This window comes from Aquitalea sp. S1-19, assembly GCF_024343515.1.
Genome location: NZ_RJTZ01000018.1, coordinates 13,497 through 35,713, shown reverse-complemented (window position 1 = coordinate 35,713; position 22,217 = coordinate 13,497). Strand labels below are relative to the sequence as shown.

Below are 22,217 nucleotides of genomic sequence, written 5' to 3'. Positions count from 1 at the left end.
TTGGCTGGCGTATCACCCCCATGATGCAAAACACCCCGGCTAGCGGGGTGTCGGATGCAGGCTTGCCGGTGGCGGCAAGCCCGAAAGTGCAGACTTATGCGTTGCTGCGCTTGGCGTTGGCGTTTTTAACCGCATCAGCGGTCGCGCTGCCGGCCGTTTTGATATTGCTGTCGGCAAGGTGTACCACTTGCTGTGCGCTTTGCGTCACGCTGTTGACGGCCGCAGCGGTGGCCGCAATCGATGTTTTGACGGCGCTGACGGCTGCATCGGAGCCTGCCGGTGCATTCTTGGCCAGGGTTTCAATCGAGCTGATCAGGCCTTTATTGAAGTTGCCGATATTGTCTTCGACCAGTTTGGTCATGGCACTTTGCGTCTGGGAAATGATCTCGTAGAAGCCGCGTGCATTTTCAACGGCTTTTTCAGCGGCGAGGCCGGCCATTTTGTTGAAATTCGCTGCGATGCTTTGCGGGTCACTTGTGCCTGACAGTTCACGGGCAAACTCGGAATTTTCTTGCAAGGTTTGCTTGGAGATGTCCAGATTGAATCTGATCAGGCGCTCGGTGCTGTCTAGCGCGATTTGTGCTGCGCGCAATGTGATCTCGTAGTGATTGAGAGAAAAGGTATTGAGTTGTTCTTTGGCGGTATTCATATCGTCGGTTTCCTTAAGTTTTGAAGGTTTTAATCGGGCGATTCAGGATGCCGTTTTGAGTTCTTTTTGCAGCAAGTGATTGTTTTTTTTGGTTGTGCTATGCACAATCCACCTCAATCTATCATGCAGTGCAGCATGGTGCTAGACGTTTAACTCTACTCTGTTGTTTTTATGATAGAGTAATGTTGTGTTGCAATGTAAAACAGAAATATACAAAGGGGGAGTTTCATGAGCACAGAAAAACGGGTTATTAAAAAATATCCCAACCGCCGTCTGTACGATACCGCGACCAGTTCGTATATCACGCTGGAGGATGTTAAGCGTCTGGTACTGGACAATGTCGACCTGCAGGTAGTGGATGCCAAGACCCAAGAGGATATTTCGCGCAGTGTTTTGCTGCAGATCATCCTGGAGGAGGAAAGCGGTGGCTCTCCCATATTTACTCATGATGTGCTGACCCAGTTCATCCGTTCTTATGGTCAGGCGATGCAGGGCATGATGGGGCCGTTTTTGGAGAAGAACCTGGAAATTTTCGGCCAGTTGCAGAAAAAGATGCAGGAGCAGAGCCGTTCCTTATGCTCGGATGGCAACGGCTGGAATGCCAATTTGTGGGGCGAGTATATGAAGCTTCAGGCACCTGCGATGCAAAACCTGATGTCGAACTATATGGAGCAGAGCAGCAGTACGTTTCTTGATATGCAAAGCCGTATGCAGGAGCAGACCAAGCAGTTGTTCTCGGGGTTTGCTTTCCCCGGATTTCCTGTCCCACCGGTACAAGCCGAAGACAGCAACAAAAAATAAAGCTTGTCTGCAGCTTCCGCATACAAACGCCTGCCAGTGTGGCAGGCGTTTTGCATTCACCCCATTTACCCTTTTGTCTGGGCCTGCAGGCGCTGGCGGGCGATCCAGGCTTGTCCCAGGCTGATTCCGCCATCGTTTGGCGGCAGTTGCCTGGCGCGCAATGTCTTGATGCCGTCGTCTTGCAGGCGGGGCAGTAATGCTGCCATCAGTTTGCGGTTGCTACAGCAGCCTCCGCTTAGCACCACGGTATTGATGCCACTGGCCACGGAGGCATGGTGTACCCAGTCCGCCAGTGCAGCGGCAAGTGTCGCATGCCAGATGCCGGAAATTTCACCGGTTTTACCTCCTAGACTGGCTAATTGGCGACATACCGGTTTGAGGTCAAGCTGCATGTCTTTTATCTGCCAGCCATCCAGTATGGGCGCGCATTCTGCTGCTATTTCCTCCAGACGTTGCAAGGCCTCGTTGTCAAAGCGCTGTTCATCGCACAGGCCACACAGGCCCGCGATCGCCGCGAACCAAAGCGCCATGCTGCTGGTGTTTTGTAGTTGCAGCGGCTTTTCCAGTTGGGCCGCAATGGCAGGCCAGGCCGGGCGCTGGCCAAAGCGGCGCTGGGCCTCCTGTTCTTCACCCAGTGCATAGAGCAAGGCACTTGCCATAAGCCATGGCTCGCGCATGGCGCGCAAGCCGCCTGGCAAGGGGAGGGGGGCGAGTTGGCCCAATAGCTCGAAGCGGCCACCATGGACCTGCATGAGTTCGCCACCCCAGCCTTTGCCGTCTTCCCCAAGTCCGAATGCGTCCAGCGCCAGGCCTAATGCCGGGCTGGTGTGGCCATGCTCGGCCAGTACTGCGGCAATATGCGCCTGATGGTGCTGGATATGAAACAGAGGCACACGGTAGTGTCTGGCCATCTCTTCGGCCAGCCGGCTTGAGTCCTGGCTGAGGTCAAGGTCGCAGGCAATGGCGGCAGGCGTGATATCGGTCAGTTCAAGCAGGTGATGGGCGCTGGCCTCCATGGCATCGCAGTTAAGCGGATGGTTCAGATCGCCGACATGTGGTGAGACAAAGGCCTCCTGTCCCCGCAGGACGCAAACGGTATTTTTATGCTGGGCGCCCAGTGCCAGAATACTGGGGCCGGTACTTGCCAGAGGGAGCGGGTCTGGTGCGTAGCCACGGGCGCGACGCAGAAAGAGTGGCTGCTTGCCATCCTGAATCAGTACGCTATCGTCACAGCGTGCGACGATATTGCGGTTGTGCAGCAAGAATACATCCGCCAACTGGTTCAGTCGCTCGCGCGCTTCCTTGTTGCTGATCACAATAGGCTCGCCGCTAGGGTTGGCGCTCGTCATGACCCAGACGCGGTCACAGGCTTCTTCCAGCCATGCATGGCCATCCGGCCTGCCCAGTGCTTCATGAAACAGCAGCCATTGCTGTGGCGTGTAAGGCAGCATAACCCCCAGACTGTCCAGTCCTGGTGCCACGCCAGCTAGTTTGGCGTCGGTGTCATGACGCTTGCGCAGCAGTACGATAGGACGCTCGCGTGATGCCAATAGCTCGGCTTCTTCCTCGCTGATATGGCATAGACGTCGGGCAGAGGCGATGTTGAGCACCATGACTGCCAGAGGTTTGTCCTGCCGTTTTTTCTGTCCGCGTATCCGTCTTACGGCCTCTTCCTTATTTGCATCGCAAACCAGGTGGAAGCCTCCCAGACCTTTCATGGCGATGCTGCGTCCCATATTGAGTACTTGCAAGGAGCCCGCTATCGCATCGCCTTTAAGGGCCTGGCCAAAGCGATCGGTCAATGAAAGGCGCGGGCCGCATGCCGGGCAGGCATTCGGCTCGGCATGGAAGCGACGGCTTTCCGGGGTGTGGTATTCATCATGGCAGCTTGGGCACAAGGTAAAGGCGGCCATGCTGGTTTCGGCCCTGTCGTATGGCAGGGCGTGGGTGATGCTGTAGCGTGGACCGCAATCCGTGCAGTTGATAAACGGGTAGCGGTAGCGGCGATTGCCTTGTTCGAAAAGCTCATGCAGGCAGTTGGGGCAGCTTGCCATGTCTGCCGGCACATAAGCGTGTGTTGCCTTGCCGCTGCTGCTGAGTATTTCGAATTGATCGCATTCGTCTTGCGGCGGGATGGTTTCCTGCGTCAGGCTGTCCAGTCTGGCCAGGGGTGGCAAGTTCTGGCGCAGAGCTTTTTTGCATGCTGCCACTGTTTCGCTAGGGCCTTGCAACTCGATAACGACGCCTTCGCCGGTATTTTTCACAAAACCAGCCAGATGGTGGTGTTTAACTATACGCCAGACATGAGGACGAAAGCCGACGCCCTGAACGCGTCCGAGAATGGTGAGGCGGGTGCGGCAAGTCGTCATGTGTTTTTCTCGGTGTGCTGTATCGGATAAACATGCAGCTTATGTCGAGCCATGCTGCAGCGCGGAAAGTAATTCCTGCATTTTAAGCTTTTAAATATTGATTGAAAGTGGAAATTGATAATTTCATGAACTAAATTGGATGAATTTGTTATTATTCGAATTGAATGTGAGGTGGTGAAAATGATTGTCCAGCATTTATCGTGCTTGCCGTGCATGGTAAATGGCCGGTGGCGGTTTTTTATTGGGGGTGTGTGTGACGTTCCAACGCGCGATAGCAACGCTGGCATCCAGCAATATACTCAGTTGCAGTCCAGAAACCCCTGCGGCCGTGGCGGCCCGCATGATGGTCGATGCGCATTGCGGATCCATTGTGGTGATGAGCCCTGCCGGCAAGGCTCTGGGTATCTGGACCGAAAGCGACGCGCTGAAGATGGGTGTAGGCTGCCATGATGGTTTATCGCAAGCGATCGCCGAGGTGATGAGCGCGCCGGTATTCACGCTTGATGCCGAGTTGGGTACACAGGAAGTGGCTGCCTTTTTTCGCCAGAAGCAGATCCGCCATGCATTGCTGACCCGGGATGGGGAGTATGTAGGCGTGGTGTCAGCCTCCGATATCGTATCGCATCAGGGCAGCGAGGTCTTTTTACGCTGTACCCGGCTGGACAACCTGTCGCTGGCACCTTTGGTGAGTATCGGTGCAGATCGTCCTTTATCTGAAGCCTTGCAGGCGTTGCGTGATAGCGGCCGTGATGCGCTGGCCATCGATTTTGCCGATGGCAGCTGGGGCATCCTGACTGCGCGAGATGTGCTGGCGCTGCTTGCCCGGCAGCAGCAGGATGTCGCCGTGCGCGAAGTGTGCAGTTACCCGATGCGTAGCGTCGCCGTGAATACGTCATTACTGGCGGTGCGCCAGCAATTGTTGGCGCAAAAAACGCGCCATATGGGCGTATCCGGGCTGGATGGATGCTTGCAGGCGATAGTCGGTGTGGTCGATATCATGTATTCGATCGAGCACGAGTTCATTGCCGAGTTGCAGCAAGCTTTGCAACAACGGGATGCGGCGCTGGCAAATTCGCGTCAAAACCTGATGCTGGCGGAAAAGGTCTTCGAGTCGACGCAGGAGGGCATCGTTGTAACCAACCCGGCGGGTGTGATTTTGCATGTCAACGCGGCATTTACCCGGATAACGGGTTACAGCCGTGAGGAGGTGCTGGGAAATACGCCGGCGATACTGCAATCCGGCCAGCAGTCGCCCGAGTTCTATCAGGCTTTCTGGCAGAGCCTGAAAAATGAAGGGAATTGGCAGGGCGAACTGGTCAATCGGCGCAAAAATGGTGTGCTGTATTCCGAGCATCTGTCCATCTCCGGCATTCGTGAGCCTGATGGCAGCATCCTGCACTATGTAGGGGTATTCTCGGACATCACCCAGCGCAAGTTGTCTGAAGAGCGTTTGCATTTTCTGGCGAATCATGACGCGTTGACCGGCTTGTTCAACCGCACCTTGTTTGCTGATTATGTCGCAGATGCGGTGCAGCGCAGCCTGAATGGCGGGCAGTTTGCTGTCCTGCATGTCAACCTGGACCGCTTCAAGCTGATCAACGACACGCTTGGCCATCAGGTCGGGGATGCCTTGTTGCGCCAAGTCGCAACGACGCTGAAATCCAGCCTGCCAGACAGTGCACGCGTGGCACGCTTGGCCGGAGACGAGTTCGGGGTTTTGTATGAATACGGCGAAAGCGTAGTGCTACTGGCGGCGCTGGTGCAGAAAACACTGGATCAGTTAGCTGGCGAAATTCAGGTAGACGGCAACCCCCTCTTTATTACCGCCAGCATCGGTGTCGCCTTGTACCCGGATGACGGACATAACGCCGAGACTTTATTGTTGAATGCCGATGCGGCCATGCACAAGGCCAAGGCGCGCGGAAAAAATGCATTCCAGTTTTATGCGTCAGATATGAATGTCCGTGCCATGGCCAGGCTGGAGCTGGAGTTCGCGTTGCACCGGGTACTGGAGCGTGGGGAATTGGCGCTTTACTACCAGCCCAAGATAGATCTGGCCAGTGGCCGTTGCTGTGGTGCCGAGGCGCTGTTGCGCTGGTTTAGCCCGGATCTGGGCTCGGTCTCGCCGGCTGACTTCATTCCGCTGGCCGAGGAAACCGGACTTATTATTCCTATCGGTGAATGGGTATTGCGCACTGCCTGCACACAGGCTAGTCATTGGCTGGCACAGGGTGTGCTGGAGGGGCGGGTGGCGGTAAACCTGTCCGGGCGTCAGTTCGCTTCCGGTAATATTGTTGCCATGATCCGGCGTATTCTGGATGAGACCGGTTTGCCGGCCGGGTTTCTGGAGCTGGAAATTACCGAAAGCACGGCCATGGATGTCGATAGCGACGTGCTGGGCCAGTTAAGCAGCTTGCGCGCTTTGGGGATTGCGCTTTCCATTGATGATTTCGGCACCGGCTATTCATCGCTGGCATATCTGAAGAAGCTGCCGGTCAGTGTGCTCAAGGTTGACCAATCCTTTATCAAAGATTTGCATCACGACCGGGATGATGCCGCTATTGCTGCGGCCATTATCTCGATGGCCCGCAGTCTGGAGCTGGACATTGTCGCCGAAGGTGTCGAACTGGAAGCGCACCGCCAGTTTTTACTACAGCATGGCTGCACGATGGCGCAAGGCTATCTGTTTAGCCGACCCTTGCCGGCCCAGGAGATGGGACGCTGGCTGGCTGGGGATAAAGCGGCCTGCCTGTTATAAGGGCGGCGGCCCTGACGGGAGCAAAGGCAAAGCGAGGGTGCGCGGCTGTAGTCAGATGCGCACCCTTTGTGGGGCTTAAACCGGGTCAGGCATAGTAGCGTTGCGGCTCGCTACGCGCATCTGGTGCCAAGTGGGGCGCTGTATTTCGCGTCTGGAATGTGGTGATTGACTTGCCAAGCTCCGCCATCAGCCTATCCAGTTGCCGGGTTGCATGGGCTATGGTATCGGTTTCTGCAGATAGCGCCCGGGTATCGCTTTCGATCGAGGTAATATTGCTGGCGAAGTGACTGAAGCCTTCGTTTTGCTTGGCCTCTGCCATTGAAACCTGTTGCAAAAGGTGGCCAAGTTCCAGCGTATTGGCGATCATCCCTCCAAGCTTTTCATGAGCCGACAGTGTATGCTCGCGGCCCGCTCGCATCTGGGTATTGCCTTCCCGCATGGCGATAAGCGATGACTGCGTGCCCTCATGAATAAGATGTATCTTGTCGCCGATATCCACGGTGGCTTTTTGTGTGCGCTCAGCCAGTTTCCTGACTTCATCTGCGACGACGGCAAAACCTCGGCCGAACTCGCCAGCACGTGCCGCTTCGATCGCTGCATTGAGTGCCAGCAAATTGGTCTGGTCGGCAATTTCACGGATCATCTGTACGATACTGTCGACTTCCGTACTGCGCTCGCCCAGTTCTTCCAGTTTTTCTGCTGCCGCATCGATGACGGCACGCGCTTTGTTAAGTTGTTGTACGGCGGCATCCATCGCCTCTCCACCCGCATGCGCCGCGGTGCCTGCGGCCTCGGCCATGGTGGTGGCCCGTTGTGACTCATGGGCACTTTGCTGCGTCAATGCCGACATTTTCCGTGTTTCTGTCACCATGTTTTCGGCACGTTGGCGCTGTTTGGTCATGGTGTCGGCCATCAGGCCGGCGCTGCTGGCAATGTCGCGGCTTTCGGTTGTTGCAGCCTGAATGGAATGCGTCACCTGCGCCATCATCTCCTTCATGATGCGGCTTGCATTTTCCGCCTCTTCGCGCGCGGCTTCCAGTTTCCCGAAACCACGAGCTTTGGCTTTTTCAAATGAAAGCGACAGGATGAATACCGTCAGCGTGAGTCCGATCAGGGATTTTGCCTGTAGCTTGGGGAATTCTTCGTGGGCAATGGGGGTAGGCGGGAGCCAGCCGTGATTCTCCGACAAAACAAGCATGGCGATGATGGCCAGAATGGTCATTCCGCTCCATACCGTGCCCGAGTTGCGGCCATTGATAAATATGGCCGCCATCGGCACTGCGGCATACCAGACAATGCTGGTCGACATGACGCCGCCGTTAACGTAGACCATCCAGCTCACGAGTGCAAACATGCATAGCACCACGTACTCGCCAACCAGACGTACCATGCCGCTGAATTTAAGTGCGAAAGCGCCGGCCAGTAGCAACAGGCAGCCAAGCAAAATGCCGTCTGCCATCGCCGGGTGGTTCAGCTTGTAGTAAGACAGGGCAAACAGCGGTGCGATCAGGCCCGCGGTTAGCGCCGCGCTGATGATGGTACGGGCGCGGATGAGCAGTTCCTGCTGCTGGCGGACAGCGGCAGGAATAAACCACTCGGTGATGCTTTGTAGCGTCATAATGAAGTCTCTCCCGTGATTTGCTTTTTATTATCAAAACCGTAGCGGTGATGAATGGTTTTGTGGGTGAACTCTAAAACAAATGTTCGATTAGAACAATGGTGTATTTTGGGGGGGCGATCAAGCCGCAACGCTGTATTTTTGGCCTTTGGCTTGGGTGTGGGTCTTGCCTGAATCGCTGGTGTCATAAGTATGGTTTGAGGCAGAATGATAAAAGCGGCCTATTCCGCCATGCCTAGAAATCGATTGCCCTCATGTTGCGTTTGCCTTTGTTGCCTGTTTTGCTGCTCTGTTTCCCTGTTTGGGCATGGGCTGCGCCCTATCGCGATACCGTGTGGCCCCTGACCTTCGATTTGCCGGCGCAGTGGCAGGTCACTAGCAAGACCGAGAAAAAGCGCCGCAGCCTGCAGGTTCTGCCCCGACGTGCAGAAGACCGGGAGCGTGGCGATGCGCGTGCGGTGTTCAGCGTGCGCCGCTTGGGTAAGCGTGACAGCTTGCAGCGCTTGACCCAGCCATACCGTAGTGCCCGGGGCGGGCGCGAGGCTGCCAGCCGTATCGAGCTGGATGAAAAGCGTGGCCGTGTGCTGCTGGACTATCGCGAAAGCGAAAATGTACAGAATGGCCTGTGGATCGTGCGGCGCCACCAGAAGGTGTGGCAGCTGGACAAGGCTTCGCGCCGGGTGTTCGAGGCCGATTGCAGTGCCAATGCGTCCGAGTTCAAACACTACCGCCAGCCTTTTTCCAGCCTGTGCCTGAAGTTTGCCGTCAGTAGCAAACGCGAGCAGCCATGAGTACGGCCATCCGCGCAAGGCAGGCGCTATGGCTACGCGTGCGCGCGGGACGACTGGGCGCCGGCTGGATGGTGCTGGCGGGGCTGTCGTTTGCGCTGATGGGGGTATTCGTCAAGGAGGGGGCGCGCACGTTTTCTTCGACCGAGCTTTTGTTCTGGCGCACTTTGCTGGGCGCCTTGTGCCTGTCGGGGGTGATGCGGCTACGCGGACAGTCGCCGCGCACGCGTAATTTTCCTGCCCATCTCAAGCGTAGCGTTATCGGTTATGCCTCCATGGCCATGCTGTTTTATGCACTCGCCCATTTGCCCTTGTCGAGCGCGATTACGCTGAATTACACTTCGCCGCTTTTCTTTGTCCTGCTGTGCATGATCAAGCTGCGCGACCGATTGACACCGGCCGTGGGGCTGTCTCTGGCGCTGGGCTTTATCGGGGTGGTGCTGCTGCTTAAACCCGGCTTCGCTTCGGATGCCTGGTTTGCCACGCTGATAGGCCTGGGCTCTGGCCTGTGTGCCGGCTTCGCCGTGTTTCAGGTGCGCGAGCTGGGACAGATGGGGGAGCCATCGTGGCGCACGGTGTTCTGGTTCTTCTGGCTCGCCAGCGGCTTTGGTCTGGTGTTTTTGCTGTTTGGCCCGGGCTTCACCCCATTAAATAGCGCCAATGTCGGGCCCTTGCTCGGTGTCGCGCTATTCGGCCTGACCGGCCAGCTGGCGATGACCCGTGCCTATCAGGAAGGGCGGCGTTTTCTGGTCGCCAGCCTTGCCTATCTGACTGTCGTCTTTTCCGCCTTGTTTGGCGTTCTGCTCTGGGGTGAAGCCATGAGCGGCGACGCGGTGCTGGCGATGATGCTGGTGATCCTGTCCGGTGTGATTGCGGCACGGCGCGGATAAATTTTCTTTTTGGAACGGTATGAAGTATTTGTTTTTGCCTGCGCGCAGGCGGGATTTTTCCCTGGGCGCGGGCTGGATGGTGGTGGCCGCTTTTTTCTTCGGCCTGATGGGGGTATTCGTCAAACTGGGCTCAGCCAGTCTGAGCTCAAGCGCACTGGTGTTCTGGCGCACGCTGATTGGCGTGCTGCTGCTGGGGATACCCGCCTTGCTCAAAGGCCAGCGTTTTGCGACGCCTTGCCTGCGGCGCCATGTCCAGCGCGGTCTGTTGGCTTACACCTCGCTGCTGCTGTACTTTTATGCCATCGCCCATCTGCCGCTGGCGACCGCAGTGACCTTGAATTACACCTCGCCCATGTTCCTTGCGCTGCTGTCGGTCGTATTCTTGCGCGAGAAACTGTCGCCGCGCGCACTGTTTGCGCTGGCGCTGGGTTTTGTCGGGGTGGTGCTGCTATTGCGCCCGACACTGGCGTCGGATGCCTGGCTGGTGGGCCTGATGGGGCTGTGTTCGGGCCTGTTGGCCGGCTGGTCTTATCTGCATGTGCGCGAGCTTGCGCGTCTGGGCGAGCCTGAGTGGCGTATTGTGTTTTATTTCGCGCTGATTGCGACGCTGGGCGGGGCGGTGCTGGTATCGTTCGAGGGCTGGCAGCCTATGGATGGCTACACCATGCTGATGGTGGCCGGGCTGGGCATCACCGCCACCATTGCCCAGCTGGCGATGACCCGCGCCTACAAGGTTGGCAACAAGCTGGTGGCAGCCAACCTGTCCTACCTGACCGTGGTGTTTTCCACCTTGCTGGGTGTACTGTTGTGGGACGAGTCCCTGCCCGGGGCATCGCTGTCGGCAATAATATTGATTGTGATCAGTGGAATGCTCGCCAGCCGGCGCTAGAATGTTAATTGCATGAATAACGTGAGAGGTGTAGCGCATGATTTCCATCCGTGAGCAGGACTATGGCCTGGATGTCGCCCTGTATGGCGAATTTACTCTGGCCGATTTCAAATTGTTCGAAGCGGCGCTGATGAAGCGTGTCGGCGAGCAGCGCAAGCCTGATGTATTGCTGGACTTGTCCGAGCTGAAGGACTTCACCATCGACATGGCGCTGGAAGAGGTGAAATTCATGCGTGCGCATGAAAAAGACTTCGGCCGCATCGCGCTGGTGGTCGAGGATGTGTGGATCAAGCTGGCGACCCATATTGCCGGCATGCTGTCCGATGCGCGCTCGCACCACTTTGAAACGCTGGAAGAAGCGCAGGCCTGGCTCAAGGGCGCGGAACCGCTGTAAGGCTTGCAGGGCTTGCTTTTACCGGTTTAGCCGCTACAGTAGGGACTTTTCTTCGCCAAGACAGAAAAGCCGCATGATCAAGTCTATTGCCAGCCGCCTCGCGGCGGAACTCAATGTCCGCGAGGCGCAAGTCCTTGCCACGGTCGAACTGATTGACGAGGGCGCAACCGTGCCCTTTATCGCGCGCTACCGCAAGGAAGTGACCGGAGGTCTGGATGACACCCAGTTGCGCCTGCTGGATGAGCGTCTCGTCTATCTGCGTGAGCTGGATGCCCGCCGCGATACCATACTCAAAAGCATTGCCGAACAGGACAAGCTCAGTCCCGAGCTGCAGGCCGCCATTTTGCGGGCCGACAATAAAACCCTGCTTGAAGATCTGTACCTGCCGTACAAACCCAAACGCCGTACCCGTGCCCAGATCGCGCGCGAAGCCGGGCTGGAGCCGTTGGCCGATAGCCTGCTGGCCGATCCCAACCAAGTGCCCGAAGCGGCGGCCACCGCTTATATCGCGCTGGATAAGGGTGTCGCTGATGCCAAGGCCGCACTGGATGGTGCCCGCGCCATTCTGATCGAACGCTTTGCCGAAGATGCCGCGCTTTTGGGCGTTCTGCGCGACAAATTGTGGCAAGAGGGCGAGCTGACCGGGAGCGTGGTTGCGGGCAAGGAAGCCGAAGGTGCCAAGTTTTCCGATTACTTCGCCCATCGCGAGCCGATACGCAGCACGCCTTCGCATCGCGCGCTGGCACTACTGCGTGGCCGCAATGAGGGCATTCTGACGCTCAGCCTTAAATACCAGCCGGACGAAACGCCGATTACCGAGCGTTCGGCTTATGAGCTATTGATTGCCCGCCATTTTGCGGTGGCCGATCAGGGCCGAGCCGCCGATAAATGGCTGCTGGACGGGGTGCGCCTGTGCTGGCGTGCCAAGATTTTCCTTTCCTTCGAGCTGGAGCTGCTGGGCCGGCTGAAAGATGCGGCTGACGCCGAGGCGATCAAGGTGTTTGCCGGCAATCTGCACGACCTGCTTTTGGCCGCACCGGCTGGCGCGCGTGCCACCATGGGGCTGGATCCCGGCATCCGTACCGGCGTGAAAGTCGCCGTCGTCGACGCCACCGGCAAACTGCTGGATACCGCCACCGTTTACCCGCACGAGCCGCGCCGCGACTGGAATGGCGCGCTCTCTACCCTGGCTGCGCTGGCCGTGCGCCATCAGGTTGATCTGATTGCCATTGGCAACGGCACCGCCAGCCGCGAAACCGACAAGCTGGCCGAAGAGCTGACCCGTGCACTGCCGCAACTGGCGATGACGCGCGTGGTGGTGTCAGAGGCCGGCGCATCGGTGTATTCGGCATCCGAGCTGGCCGCGCGCGAATTTCCGGCGCTGGACGTTTCCTTACGCGGTGCGGTGTCGATTGCCCGGCGCCTGCAGGACCCGCTGGCCGAACTGGTGAAGATAGATCCTAAAAGCATTGGTGTTGGCCAGTACCAGCACGATGTCAACCAAAGCCAGCTGGCCAAGTCGCTGGATGCCGTGGTGGAAGACTGCGTCAATGCCGTCGGGGTGGATGTGAATATGGCCTCGGTGCCGCTACTGACCCGCATCTCGGGGCTGAATGCCACGCTGGCAGCAAATATCGTGGCCTATCGCGATGCCAACGGTGCGTTCAAAAGCCGCAAGGCGCTATTGAAAGTGCCGCGTCTGGGTGAAAAAACCTTCGAGCAGGCAGCAGGCTTTTTGCGCATACGCGGCGGCGACAATCCGCTGGATGCGTCGTCGGTTCACCCGGAAGCCTATCCGGTGGTGGAGAAAATCGTCAGTCGTACCGGGCGTGCGGTGTCCGAACTGATTAGCGACGCCGGCGCCATCAAGGCGCTGCGTCCGTCCGACTACACTGACGAGCGTTTTGGCTTGCCGACGGTGATGGATATCCTCAAAGAGCTGGAAAAGCCGGGGCGCGACCCGCGCCCCGAGTTCAAGACGGCGACCTTTCAGGACGGGATCGAGGACATCAAGCATTTGCTGCCGGGCATGGTGCTGGAAGGTTGCGTCACCAATGTCACCAACTTCGGTGCCTTCGTCGATATCGGCGTGCATCAGGACGGGCTGGTGCATATTTCCGCCTTGTCCAATAAGTTTGTCGATGATCCGCGTACCGTGGTCAAGGCAGGCGATGTGGTGCAGGTCAAGGTGATGGAAGTGGATGTGGCGCGTAAACGCATCGCGCTGACCATGCGCATGAGCGACGAGCCTGGTGCCCAGCGTTCCAGTGCACCGGCTGGTCGCAGCGATGCCCCGCGTGGCGGCAAGGGCAAGGCGCCGGAAAAAGCGCCGGCCAATAATGCGATGGCGGAAGCGTTGGCAAGGCTGAAGCGCTAAGCCCATCTGTTTTCTTGAAAAGCCCGCCAAAGTGCGGGCTTTTTTTGCGGGCATGCATCACCAGGCCCGGGATTCAGGGCAAGCGCAGGCTGATTTGCGGGCACTTGAGAGTGCTAACTGCATTGGCATGATGAGGTGATCCGGTTTATCTTCTGGGGATTGCCAAACTGCGAGCGCACCATGTCTATCCCTTTGCAATTTTCATCCTACCAATTTGCCTCTCCCCAAGCCGGTCCGCGCTTAATCGTGCTGGGCGCCGTGCACGGTAACGAGGTTTGCGGCACCTTGGGTATCCGCCGTCTGCTGGCCGAATTCGAGAGTGGCGCACGCGTGCTCAAGCAAGGCTGCGTAACCTTGGTGCCGGTGACCAATCCGCTGGCCTACAACAAGGGCGAGCGCTCGGGCGACCGCAACCTTAACCGTAATTTTGCGCCGACCGATACGCCACTGGAGTTTGAAGACCGCATCGCCAACTGGCTATGCCCGCTGCTGGCGCAGCACGATGTGCTGCTTGACCTGCATTCTTTCCAGTCCAAGGGGCAGGCTTTTGTGTTTATGGGGCCGCATGACAATGCCGGTACGCTGGAGCCGTTTGTCCATGCGGGCAAGGAAGAAGCGCTGGCACGCCGTTTGGGGGTGAATCGTGCGGTGGATGGCTGGCTGTCGACCTACGCGCTGGGGGTGAAGCGGCGGGTGGCCTTGTTTGGCGAGGCCGATTCGCGCCAGATGCAGCTGAATACCGACCCGCGCTACGGCATGGGTACGACCGAATGGATGCGCCGTTGTGGCGGCTGGGCGCTGACGCTGGAGTGCGGCCAGCATGAAGACCCGGCTGCACCCGATGTGGCGTATCAGGCCATCGTCAATACCTTGGCGCATCTGGGGCTGATTGATGCACCCGCACCTGCACCGGTTGACGGGATGGAGGCGCTGTCGCTGTATGAGGTGATTGACCGCATGCACGCCGATGATCAGTTTGTGCGCGAGTGGGTCAGCTTTGACAAGGTAAAAAAGGGTGAGCAGATCGCCATCCGTGCCGACGGCACGCCGGTACTGGCAGTGGACGACGGGCGCATCGTGTTCCCCAATGTGAAATCGCAGGCGGGGCAGGAGTGGTTTTATCTGGCGCGCGAGTCGGGGCGTTTGGGCTAAGTGAATGCCGTTTCAAGGCTGGCTGAACACCGCCAGCCATCGCGTGCCTATGAGTCCCGCTGATGTGCGCTGATCTTGCAAACATGCAAAATGTAGGTAAGATCTAGCCGTTTTTATTGTTAAGGAATGACTGCGGGCCTGCCCGCGATCCTATGGACCCTTTCCCCTCTGTCCGTTCTGTTGTTCATCCTGCATCCCCCTTGTACTGCCACGCGTATTGCCAACAGGAGGCAACGTCGTGGAAGTGCTGATCCTGATAGGCCTGATTATTCTCAATGGCGTGTTTGCCATGAGCGAGATCGCGCTGGTCACCGCGCGCCGCGCACGTCTGTCCAAGCTTGCCGATAACGGCGACCACGCCGCCGCTGCCGCGCTCAAGCTGGGCGAAGAGCCGACCCGCTTCCTCTCCACCGTGCAGATCGGCATCACCTCGATCGGCATCCTCAACGGTATCTTCGGTGAGGCGGTACTGGCCGAGCCGCTGGCCGTGTGGCTGGTGTCGCTGGGCGTACCGGGGCACGGTGCGTCGATTGGCGCAACGGTGGGGGTGGTGATCGTCATCACCTATGTCTCTATCGTGGTCGGCGAACTGGTGCCTAAACGGATCGGCCAGATGGCCCCCGAGACTATCGCCCGGCTGGTGGCGCGCCCGATGCAGTATCTGGCACTGGCAACCCGGCCGTTCGTGCATTTACTGTCGCTGTCGACCGAGGCTTTGCTGCGCCTGATGGGGGTGCGTAACCAGATTGCCAGTGGTGTGACCGAGGAAGAGATCCAGACCATGCTCGACGAGGGCAGCGAGAGCGGCACCATCGACACCCACCAGCACGAGATGTTGCGTAATGTGTTCCGTCTCGATGACCGCCAGCTCTCGTCGCTGATGATTCCGCGTGCCGACGTGGTCAGCCTCGACACCACGCTGCCGTTTGCCGACAACCTGGCACGGATGACCGGCTCCGAATTTACCCGCTATCCGGTCTGTGCCGGTGCGCTGGACCGGCTCAGCGGCGTGGCCAACGCCAAGCATGTGCTGACCGCCGCCCTGGCCGGCGGCGAGCCGGACTGGGCATCGCTGCTGCAACCGGCGTTGTTCGTGCCGGAGACGCTGACCGGGATGGAGCTACTCGAACAGTTCCGCGTTGGCGGCACCCAGATGGCGATGGTGATCGACGAGTATGGCGAGGTCGAGGGCATTGTCACCTTGCATGACCTCCTGGAAGCGGTCACCGGTGAGTTTACCCCGCGCGACGCTGACGACGCCTGGGCCTTGCAGCGCGAGGATGGCTCGTGGCTGCTGGACGGCTCGATTCCGGTGCCCGAGCTCAAGGACAAGCTTGAACTCAAGGAAACGCCGGAGGAGGACAAGGGCCGCTACCACACCTTGTCGGGGATGATCATGCTGCTGTTGGGGCGGGTCGCGCGTACCGGCGATATCGTGTGCTGGCAAGGCTGGCAGCTGGAAGTGGTCGATATGGACGAGATGCGTATCGACAAGGTGCTTGCCAGCCGGGAGGTGGTCGAGCCGGATAATGACTTGCCTGCCTGAGTGGCCAGGCACAGCGGCGAGCCGCTACTTTTTCGGCAAGCCGCGGGCGTTCAGATGCCCGCGGCTTTTTTATCGCTGTACGCGCGTCCGGCATCCGAAAGCCGGCGCTTGCATCAGACTGGCAGGGTAGAGGTCAGTAGCCAGTCGCGGGCGGCGCCTTCTACATGCGGCAGTAGCCGGCTGCGTACTTCGGCATGGTAGGTGTTAAGCCAGTCGCGCTCGGCGGTATCCAGCAGTGCAAGCACGATGCAGCGCGTATCGATCGGGCACAGCGTCAGCGTCTCGAAAGCAAGAAAATCATTGAACTCGCTGGCGCCAGCCTCGACATTGAGTACCAGATTTTCAATGCGTACCCCCCAGCGCCCCGGACGGTAAATGCCCGGCTCGATCGAGGTCACCATACCTTGCTGCATCGCCATATGCGGGGTCGGCAGCGCACGCGAAATGCTTTGCGGGCCTTCATGCACATTAAGGAAATAGCCGACACCATGGCCGGTGCCATGGCCGAAGTCTATGTTTTCCCGCCACAGCGGCGCACGCGCCAGTGCGTCCAGCATGGGTGACAGCGTGCCTTTGGGGAAACGGGTGCGCGACAGATTGATCACGCCCTTGAGTACCAGCGTAAAGTCGCGCTTTTGAGCCTCGCTGGGGGTGCCAACCGCGACGACGCGGGTGATGTCGGTGGTGCCGCCCAGATACTGGCCGCCGGAATCTATCAGCAGCAAGCCGTCGCCCTGAATGGTGGCGTGTGCCTGAGCTGTGGCGCGGTAGTGCGGCAATGCGCCGTTGGCGTTAAAGCCGGCAATGGTGGCGAAACTCTCGGACACAAAGCCCGCCCGGCGCGCGCGCGCGGCGGTGATCTGGGTGTCGATATCCAGCTCGGTCATACTTTCGCGGCCTATGACCGATTCGAACCAGGCAAAAAATTCACACAGTGCCGCGCCATCCTGCTCCATGGTGGCGCGGATCTGGCTGGCTTCGGCCTTGCTCTTGCATGACTTGAATAGCGTGCTGGGATTGATGCTTTCGATGATGCGCACATTGTCCGGCACGCTTTGGGCGAAACCCTGGGTAACCCGTGCCGGATCCAGTAATAGCGTAGCGTCCGGCGCGAGTGCAGCCAGCGCCGCCTTGGCATGCGCATAGGGGGCGAGCGTGACGCCATCGGCGCCAAGGCGTGCGGCCAGGGCCGCATCCAGCTTGCCGGCGCCGACAAACAAGGTGGCGCTGTCCTGCCTCAGCAGCAGATGGGCAAGAAAGACCGGGTTGTAGCTGACATCGCTGCCCCTGAGGTTGAGCAGCCAGGCGATATCGTCCAGTGTCGAGAGCCAGTGACAGTTGGCGCCTTGCGTGGCCATGGCGCTGCGTACGCGTGTGATCTTGTCGGCTCGGCTTTCGCAGGCGGCAGGTGGCAGATGTTCGTACACCGGCGCGCTTGGCAGTGCCGCGCGCTCGCTCCAGATGGCAGCGACCGGATCAAGCGCGGTGTTGAGCACGACGCCGCTATGACTCAGCGCCTGCTTGAGGGCGCGGGCGGCACCTTGCGACAGTACATCACCATCGACAGCCAGTACCTGGCCCGCTTTTAGCTGGCTGGCCAGCCAGTCGAGATGCTGGGTGCTGGCGGCCGTTTCAACCTTGACCAGCGTAACCCCGCTGCCGGCAAGCTCCTGTTCGGCTTGCGTCCAGTAGCGGCTGTCCGCCCACAGGCCGGCAAAATCCTGAGTGACAATCAGCGTCCCCATGGAGCCGGTAAAACCCGACAGCCATTGCCGCGCCTGCCAGTGCCCGGGCAGATATTCGGACAGATGCGGGTCGGACGACGGAATCAGGCAGGCATCAAGGCCTAGCGCAGCCATATGCTGGCGCAGGCGGGTCAGGGCTGAGTTCATGGGGCTTCCTCTTGCGGGTAGGTCCCCATTGTCGGTGGCGAGGGCGCTGGCGGCAAGTGTGGATAGTGGCCGCCAGCTTTACACATCAGCTCCGGCTCAGCCGGAATCGTCCTGCGCTCTTGCGCAGTGTGGATATCAGACCCGCGGTCTGGCCGATTGCCTGGCGGCATTGTGCCAGCGCGATCTGGTTTTGTTCGGCCAGTTGAGCGACCTGCTCGATCCCGGTGGCAATTTCCTTGCTAGCCAGCCCCTGCTCGCCAATAGCGTGAACGATCTGGGCAACCTGCGTCTGAATGTGCTGATTGCTCGAGTCCAGCTGGCGTATCGTTGTCCCGGTTTGGGCAATGAGTCCTTCTTGCGCGGTGACGGCCTCGGCATTGTTCTGCATGGCATGATTGGCGTTTTTGATGCTGTGCTGGATACTCGCCATTGTGCTTTCGATCTCGCCGGTTGAGCGAGCTGTTCGTTCGGCAAGCTTGCGTACTTCATCCGCCACCACGGCGAAGCCGCGTCCGGCTTCGCCGGCACGAGCGGCTTCAATGGCTGCGTTCAGCGCCAGCAGATTGGTCTGCTCTGCCACATCGCGGATCACGTTGACAATATTCTGGATTTTTGTCGATTCGGACTGCAGGCTCTCGAGCACCATACTGACATCTCCCGCTTTCCGGGCAACATCCAGCATGCCTTTACTGGCCTGATCTATTGCTATCAGCCCCTTGCCCGAGTGCGCCATGCCGTCCTCGACATTTTGCAAAATGGTCTGTCCGGATTCGGCAATATGGTTGACGCTGACGGTCAGTTGTTCGACTGAACTTGCCATCATCGCCACGGCATCGCTTTGACGTGTGATGCGCTCGAACAGCCCTTCGCTTTGCTGGTCAATTTGCGCGGACTGGGTGGATAGCTCATCTGATTGGGCATGAATGGCTTGCGCCAGCGTAGTCAGCCCGGATTGCATCTGTCCCATGGCCGCCATGGCGCTACGGGGCGGTGCGAAGGGTATGGCGATATCCAGATGCCCGGCTGCAACCTGATGCGCGATCTGCGCCAATTCTTGCGGGTCGGCTCCCAGGCTGTGGCGAAGACCGCGCAGCATCCAGGCTATCGACAGCATGGCCATCAGTACGGCCGCCAGCGCGAGGCTCGCGCAGACTATCTGGTAATACTGCAGATCTGCGGCCAGTTCGGCACGCTTGTTTGTGGCATGTTGCGCCGTTTGTTTGCCTTGCTCGATCAGTGTCTGGCGTATTTCACGCCATAGCGGCGTTTCCTGCTTATTCAATCGCTCACGCGCCAGTACGCCATCGCTGGCTGCCATGCTGGCAATCTCGGTGATCAGGCGATCACGTTGTTCGCTTTTGGCACGGATTTGAGCCAGGGCGCTCTGGGATTGCGCATCCGAGAGCGATTCGGCCCGTTTCAGGTCTTCGTGAAATGTTGCCTGTGCCTTTGCCAGATTTTTATGGCCCGTTGGATTCGCCGGGTCGAGCAATACATTGCGTAGTGCCTGTCCTGTCTGCAGGCCTTGGGCATACATCGAGGAGACGCTGTCGGCGAGGACCTGATCGTGTTGGGCCAGCCGGTTAAAACCGGCATTGATCTGGCCCAAAGCAAATAGCGCCAGCAAGACCGCGACCAGAAGCAGTGACAATGAGCCGGCAAAAGCCAGCATGATCTGTTTTTTAAGCGACATATGTCATGGCCTGATTGTTTTTGACCTTATTAATTTTAAGGTTTTTGCAGTCCATTGTCTTTTTTATATATTTATTTGGAATTTGATGCTCGTCATCAGTTGGCTATTGTTTTCGTGTCCGCGTCTATGCCAGATGCGGGCTTCGTTTATGCCCATGGCCGAAATGGCTAGCGCGCGAGTTGCGAGACGCGGAATTTGCCAGCCAGCAGGGTGAGACCGTCGATGCCGTTGCGTGCCTCGTTGACGCTACCGGCCAGTGCGGCCTGGGTTTGCCCCAGATTGATGCTGACATCGCCGATTTCTTCTGCCTCATGCAAACGCTGGTGACCGGCATTCGACAATTGCTGGATGATGCCGATCAGTCCGTCGACAAGTGCCTGTACTTCTGGGTTTTCTCCGGCGGATGCTTCGGCCAGCTGTAAGCCTTCTTCCAGATCCCGCATGCCGGATTGCATGCTCGCGACCGCACTGGCAGCCTGTTGCTGCACGCTGCTGATCATGTTGCGAATGTCTTCGGTGTTGCTGCGGGTGCGTTCGGCCAGTTTCCTGACTTCGTCGGCGACCACTGCAAAGCCGCGCCCGGCCTCGCCGGCACGCGCAGCCTCAATGGCGGCATTCAGTGCCAGCAGGTTGGTCTGGTCGGCGACGTCCTGAATCAGGCCGACCACACTGCTGATCTGTTGCGTACTGTCGCCTAGCGAGTCGATGATTGATGCCGATTGCGCGACGGTCTGGCGAATGCTGCCTGTGCGTTCGCTGACAGTCTGCATCTGGCTGCGGCTGCTGTTGTTCTGTTCATGCATTGCAGCGCGTACATGGTCGGCGTAACGGTTGGCGTCGGCGAGTATGACCGCTTGCATCTGCAGCCCTTCCCGTGTGCGGGCCGCGGTGCTTTGTACCTGGGTGGCTGCGACGCCTGCGGCCTGGTTGTGTTCGCTCATGCGCAAGTTGGTGTGGCCAAGCGTACGGCTGACGCCAAGCAGGCGGCCCAGCGTCAAATCCAGATTATCAATCAGGCTGTTGACCCATTGGGCCATCAGGCCGGTTTCGTCATGGCGCAGCGAGTCACGCTTGATGCGCAAGGTCAGGTCGCCAGCGCCCTCGGCAACATTGCGTATCATCCCCGACATGGCTCGCATGCGTAGCGCCAGCGGTTTTGCAAACAGAGCATGAAACCCCAGCGTTCCGCCAAGTGCCAGACACAGTGCCGCACCGGCCTGCAGTATGCCTGGCAGTGCTGTAAAGTGTGTGACCCCCAGCGTTGCTGTCGTCAATGCCAGCTGGAGGCCCAGAAAGCGGCTACTTAACTGGTAGCTGACCGAGCGGTAGCGATAGACCTCTTCCAGATCGGCTTCGCACATCATGCCCCAGGTGTCGGGCGAGCCGGGCAGGCTGAAGCTGATGCCCTTGCCGACGACGGGGATGTGGCGGTAGTCGGCGTAGCCCGGATAGGTGACAAACAGGTTTTCGCCGCGGCGTATGGTTTCGCGCACGCCAGGGTGCAGTTCGCCGCTGGCCGGGTCGTTGAAGACGAGTTCAAGTTCGGTGTGTTCGCGTACCTTTACCGTGCCGTAGGATGTGGGCACGCCATCTTTCAGGTTGTCGCCGCCGCTAAAAGTATGGTCTTCGAAACGCGATCGCGATAAAGCAGTGCCGGGGCGAATGGAAGGATCGACGACTGGCTTGACCATGAACAGGTAGTTGTCGCCTGACGCATGGAAAATATGCCCGGCCTCGCGCTGGATCAGGTCGCCCAGCACATCGTTGGGCACACGCGCACACAGGCAGCCCCAGCTTGCGCCGTCGCGTATCAGCGGTTGGTGGAACATCAGGGTCACTGCATCGTGAAAGCGTGAACTGCGTGCACCCAGACGTAGGGTTTCCTCGTCGCGGTACGGCCCGTACAGTACCGGTTTGCAAAGACCCTGTTGCAGTAAAGGGGGGAGGGGGGAGGTTGGTGAGCGTGTGTGTTTGGCCGTGCTCGCCAGAAGCTGCCCTTGTGGTGACAGAATAAATAGTTCGGTTACATCGCCTAAGGTGGCATAAGCCTCTTCAAGCGCTGCCGTATATTGGCCCTGCCCCAGGCTGGACAGGTGTTTGCCCAGGCTATCCAGTGCCTGCCAGTGTTGCGTTGTCCAGTCGAGCAGTATCCCTACCCGGGTACGGGCAAAATTTTCGAAGATGTCTTCGAGTACCGGATAGCGGTCGCGATTAAGGAAACAGGACCAGCGCATGGCGATTTTTCCGGTCTTGCCAAGCAGGGGGAGCCAGTGCTGTTCCTGTGTGCTACGCGCCATTTGCGTGCTTTTAAGCATGTTTTGCATGGTGGCCTCCATTTCCGATAAAACAGACATGCAAATGGCGTGCCAATGACGGGCAGGGAGAAGCCAAACGGCAGCGT

15 protein-coding genes are annotated in these 22,217 nt (G+C 58.7%); 9 read left to right on the top strand and 6 right to left on the bottom strand.

Annotation, left to right across the window (positions count from 1 at the left end; genetic code table 11):
• Positions 1-94: 94 nt before the first annotated feature.
• Entirely contained in the window at positions 95-649 is a 555-nt protein-coding gene (locus EGI20_RS04630) for a phasin family protein (protein ID WP_498630037.1), read from the bottom strand.
• Between the two features lie 228 nt (positions 650-877).
• Here EGI20_RS04630 and phaR point away from each other — a divergent pair, with 228 nt between their 5' ends.
• Positions 878-1,450, top strand: a complete 573-nt coding sequence (phaR, locus tag EGI20_RS04625; protein ID WP_498630035.1) for a polyhydroxyalkanoate synthesis repressor PhaR — start codon at positions 878-880, stop codon at positions 1,448-1,450.
• A 65-nt stretch (positions 1,451-1,515) separates the two neighbouring features.
• Here phaR and hypF read toward each other — a convergent pair whose 3' ends face one another.
• Positions 1,516-3,819, bottom strand: a complete 2,304-nt coding sequence (gene hypF / locus EGI20_RS04620; RefSeq protein WP_498630033.1) for a carbamoyltransferase HypF — start codon at positions 3,817-3,819, stop codon at positions 1,516-1,518.
• Between the two features lie 253 nt (positions 3,820-4,072).
• Here hypF and EGI20_RS04615 point away from each other — a divergent pair, with 253 nt between their 5' ends.
• Complete coding sequence (locus EGI20_RS04615; protein WP_498630031.1) at positions 4,073-6,577, top strand: EAL domain-containing protein; 2,505 nt, start codon at positions 4,073-4,075, stop codon at positions 6,575-6,577.
• Positions 6,578-6,662: 85 nt separating this feature from the next.
• Here the strand turns inward: EGI20_RS04615 and EGI20_RS04610 are convergent, their stop codons facing one another.
• The gene (locus tag EGI20_RS04610; RefSeq protein ID WP_498630029.1) at positions 6,663-8,195 is read right to left on the bottom strand and encodes a methyl-accepting chemotaxis protein; all 1,533 of its coding nucleotides are present in this window, start codon (positions 8,193-8,195) and stop codon (positions 6,663-6,665) included.
• Positions 8,196-8,449: 254 nt separating this feature from the next.
• On the opposite strand from EGI20_RS04610, the gene EGI20_RS04605 reads away from it, so the two are divergent.
• From EGI20_RS04605 to EGI20_RS04575, 7 genes are all read left to right on the top strand, one after another.
• Positions 8,450-8,986 (top strand): hypothetical protein, encoded by a 537-nt coding sequence (locus tag EGI20_RS04605; RefSeq protein WP_498630027.1) that lies wholly within the window; start codon positions 8,450-8,452, stop codon positions 8,984-8,986.
• The gene (locus EGI20_RS04600) at positions 8,983-9,873 is read left to right on the top strand and encodes a DMT family transporter (protein ID WP_498630025.1); all 891 of its coding nucleotides are present in this window, start codon (positions 8,983-8,985) and stop codon (positions 9,871-9,873) included. The genes EGI20_RS04605 and EGI20_RS04600 overlap by 4 nt, the downstream gene beginning before the upstream one ends.
• A gap of 19 nt (positions 9,874-9,892) precedes the next feature.
• Positions 9,893-10,762, top strand: coding sequence for a DMT family transporter (locus EGI20_RS04595; protein WP_498630023.1), 870 nt, complete (start codon positions 9,893-9,895; stop codon positions 10,760-10,762).
• A gap of 37 nt (positions 10,763-10,799) precedes the next feature.
• Entirely contained in the window at positions 10,800-11,156 is a 357-nt protein-coding gene (locus EGI20_RS04590; RefSeq protein WP_498630021.1) for a SpoIIAA family protein, read from the top strand.
• Between the two features lie 73 nt (positions 11,157-11,229).
• Complete coding sequence (locus tag EGI20_RS04585) at positions 11,230-13,533, top strand: Tex family protein (protein WP_498630019.1); 2,304 nt, start codon at positions 11,230-11,232, stop codon at positions 13,531-13,533.
• A gap of 180 nt (positions 13,534-13,713) precedes the next feature.
• Positions 13,714-14,685, top strand: coding sequence for a M14 family metallopeptidase (locus tag EGI20_RS04580; protein ID WP_498630017.1), 972 nt, complete (start codon positions 13,714-13,716; stop codon positions 14,683-14,685).
• Between the two features lie 238 nt (positions 14,686-14,923).
• Positions 14,924-16,231: a hemolysin family protein gene (locus tag EGI20_RS04575; protein ID WP_498630015.1), complete on the top strand. Its 1,308-nt coding sequence runs from the start codon at positions 14,924-14,926 to the stop codon at positions 16,229-16,231.
• A gap of 113 nt (positions 16,232-16,344) precedes the next feature.
• Here the strand turns inward: EGI20_RS04575 and EGI20_RS04570 are convergent, their stop codons facing one another.
• The 3 genes from EGI20_RS04570 to EGI20_RS04560 form a co-directional block, all read right to left on the bottom strand.
• A complete protein-coding gene (locus EGI20_RS04570) occupies positions 16,345-18,123 on the bottom strand; it encodes an aminopeptidase P family protein (protein WP_498630013.1) in 1,779 nt (592 codons plus the stop codon).
• Between the two features lie 85 nt (positions 18,124-18,208).
• Positions 18,209-19,816 (bottom strand): methyl-accepting chemotaxis protein, encoded by a 1,608-nt coding sequence (locus EGI20_RS04565; protein ID WP_498630010.1) that lies wholly within the window; start codon positions 19,814-19,816, stop codon positions 18,209-18,211.
• A 167-nt stretch (positions 19,817-19,983) separates the two neighbouring features.
• Entirely contained in the window at positions 19,984-22,140 is a 2,157-nt protein-coding gene (locus tag EGI20_RS04560; RefSeq protein WP_498630008.1) for a methyl-accepting chemotaxis protein, read from the bottom strand.
• Positions 22,141-22,217: the final 77 nt, after the last annotated feature.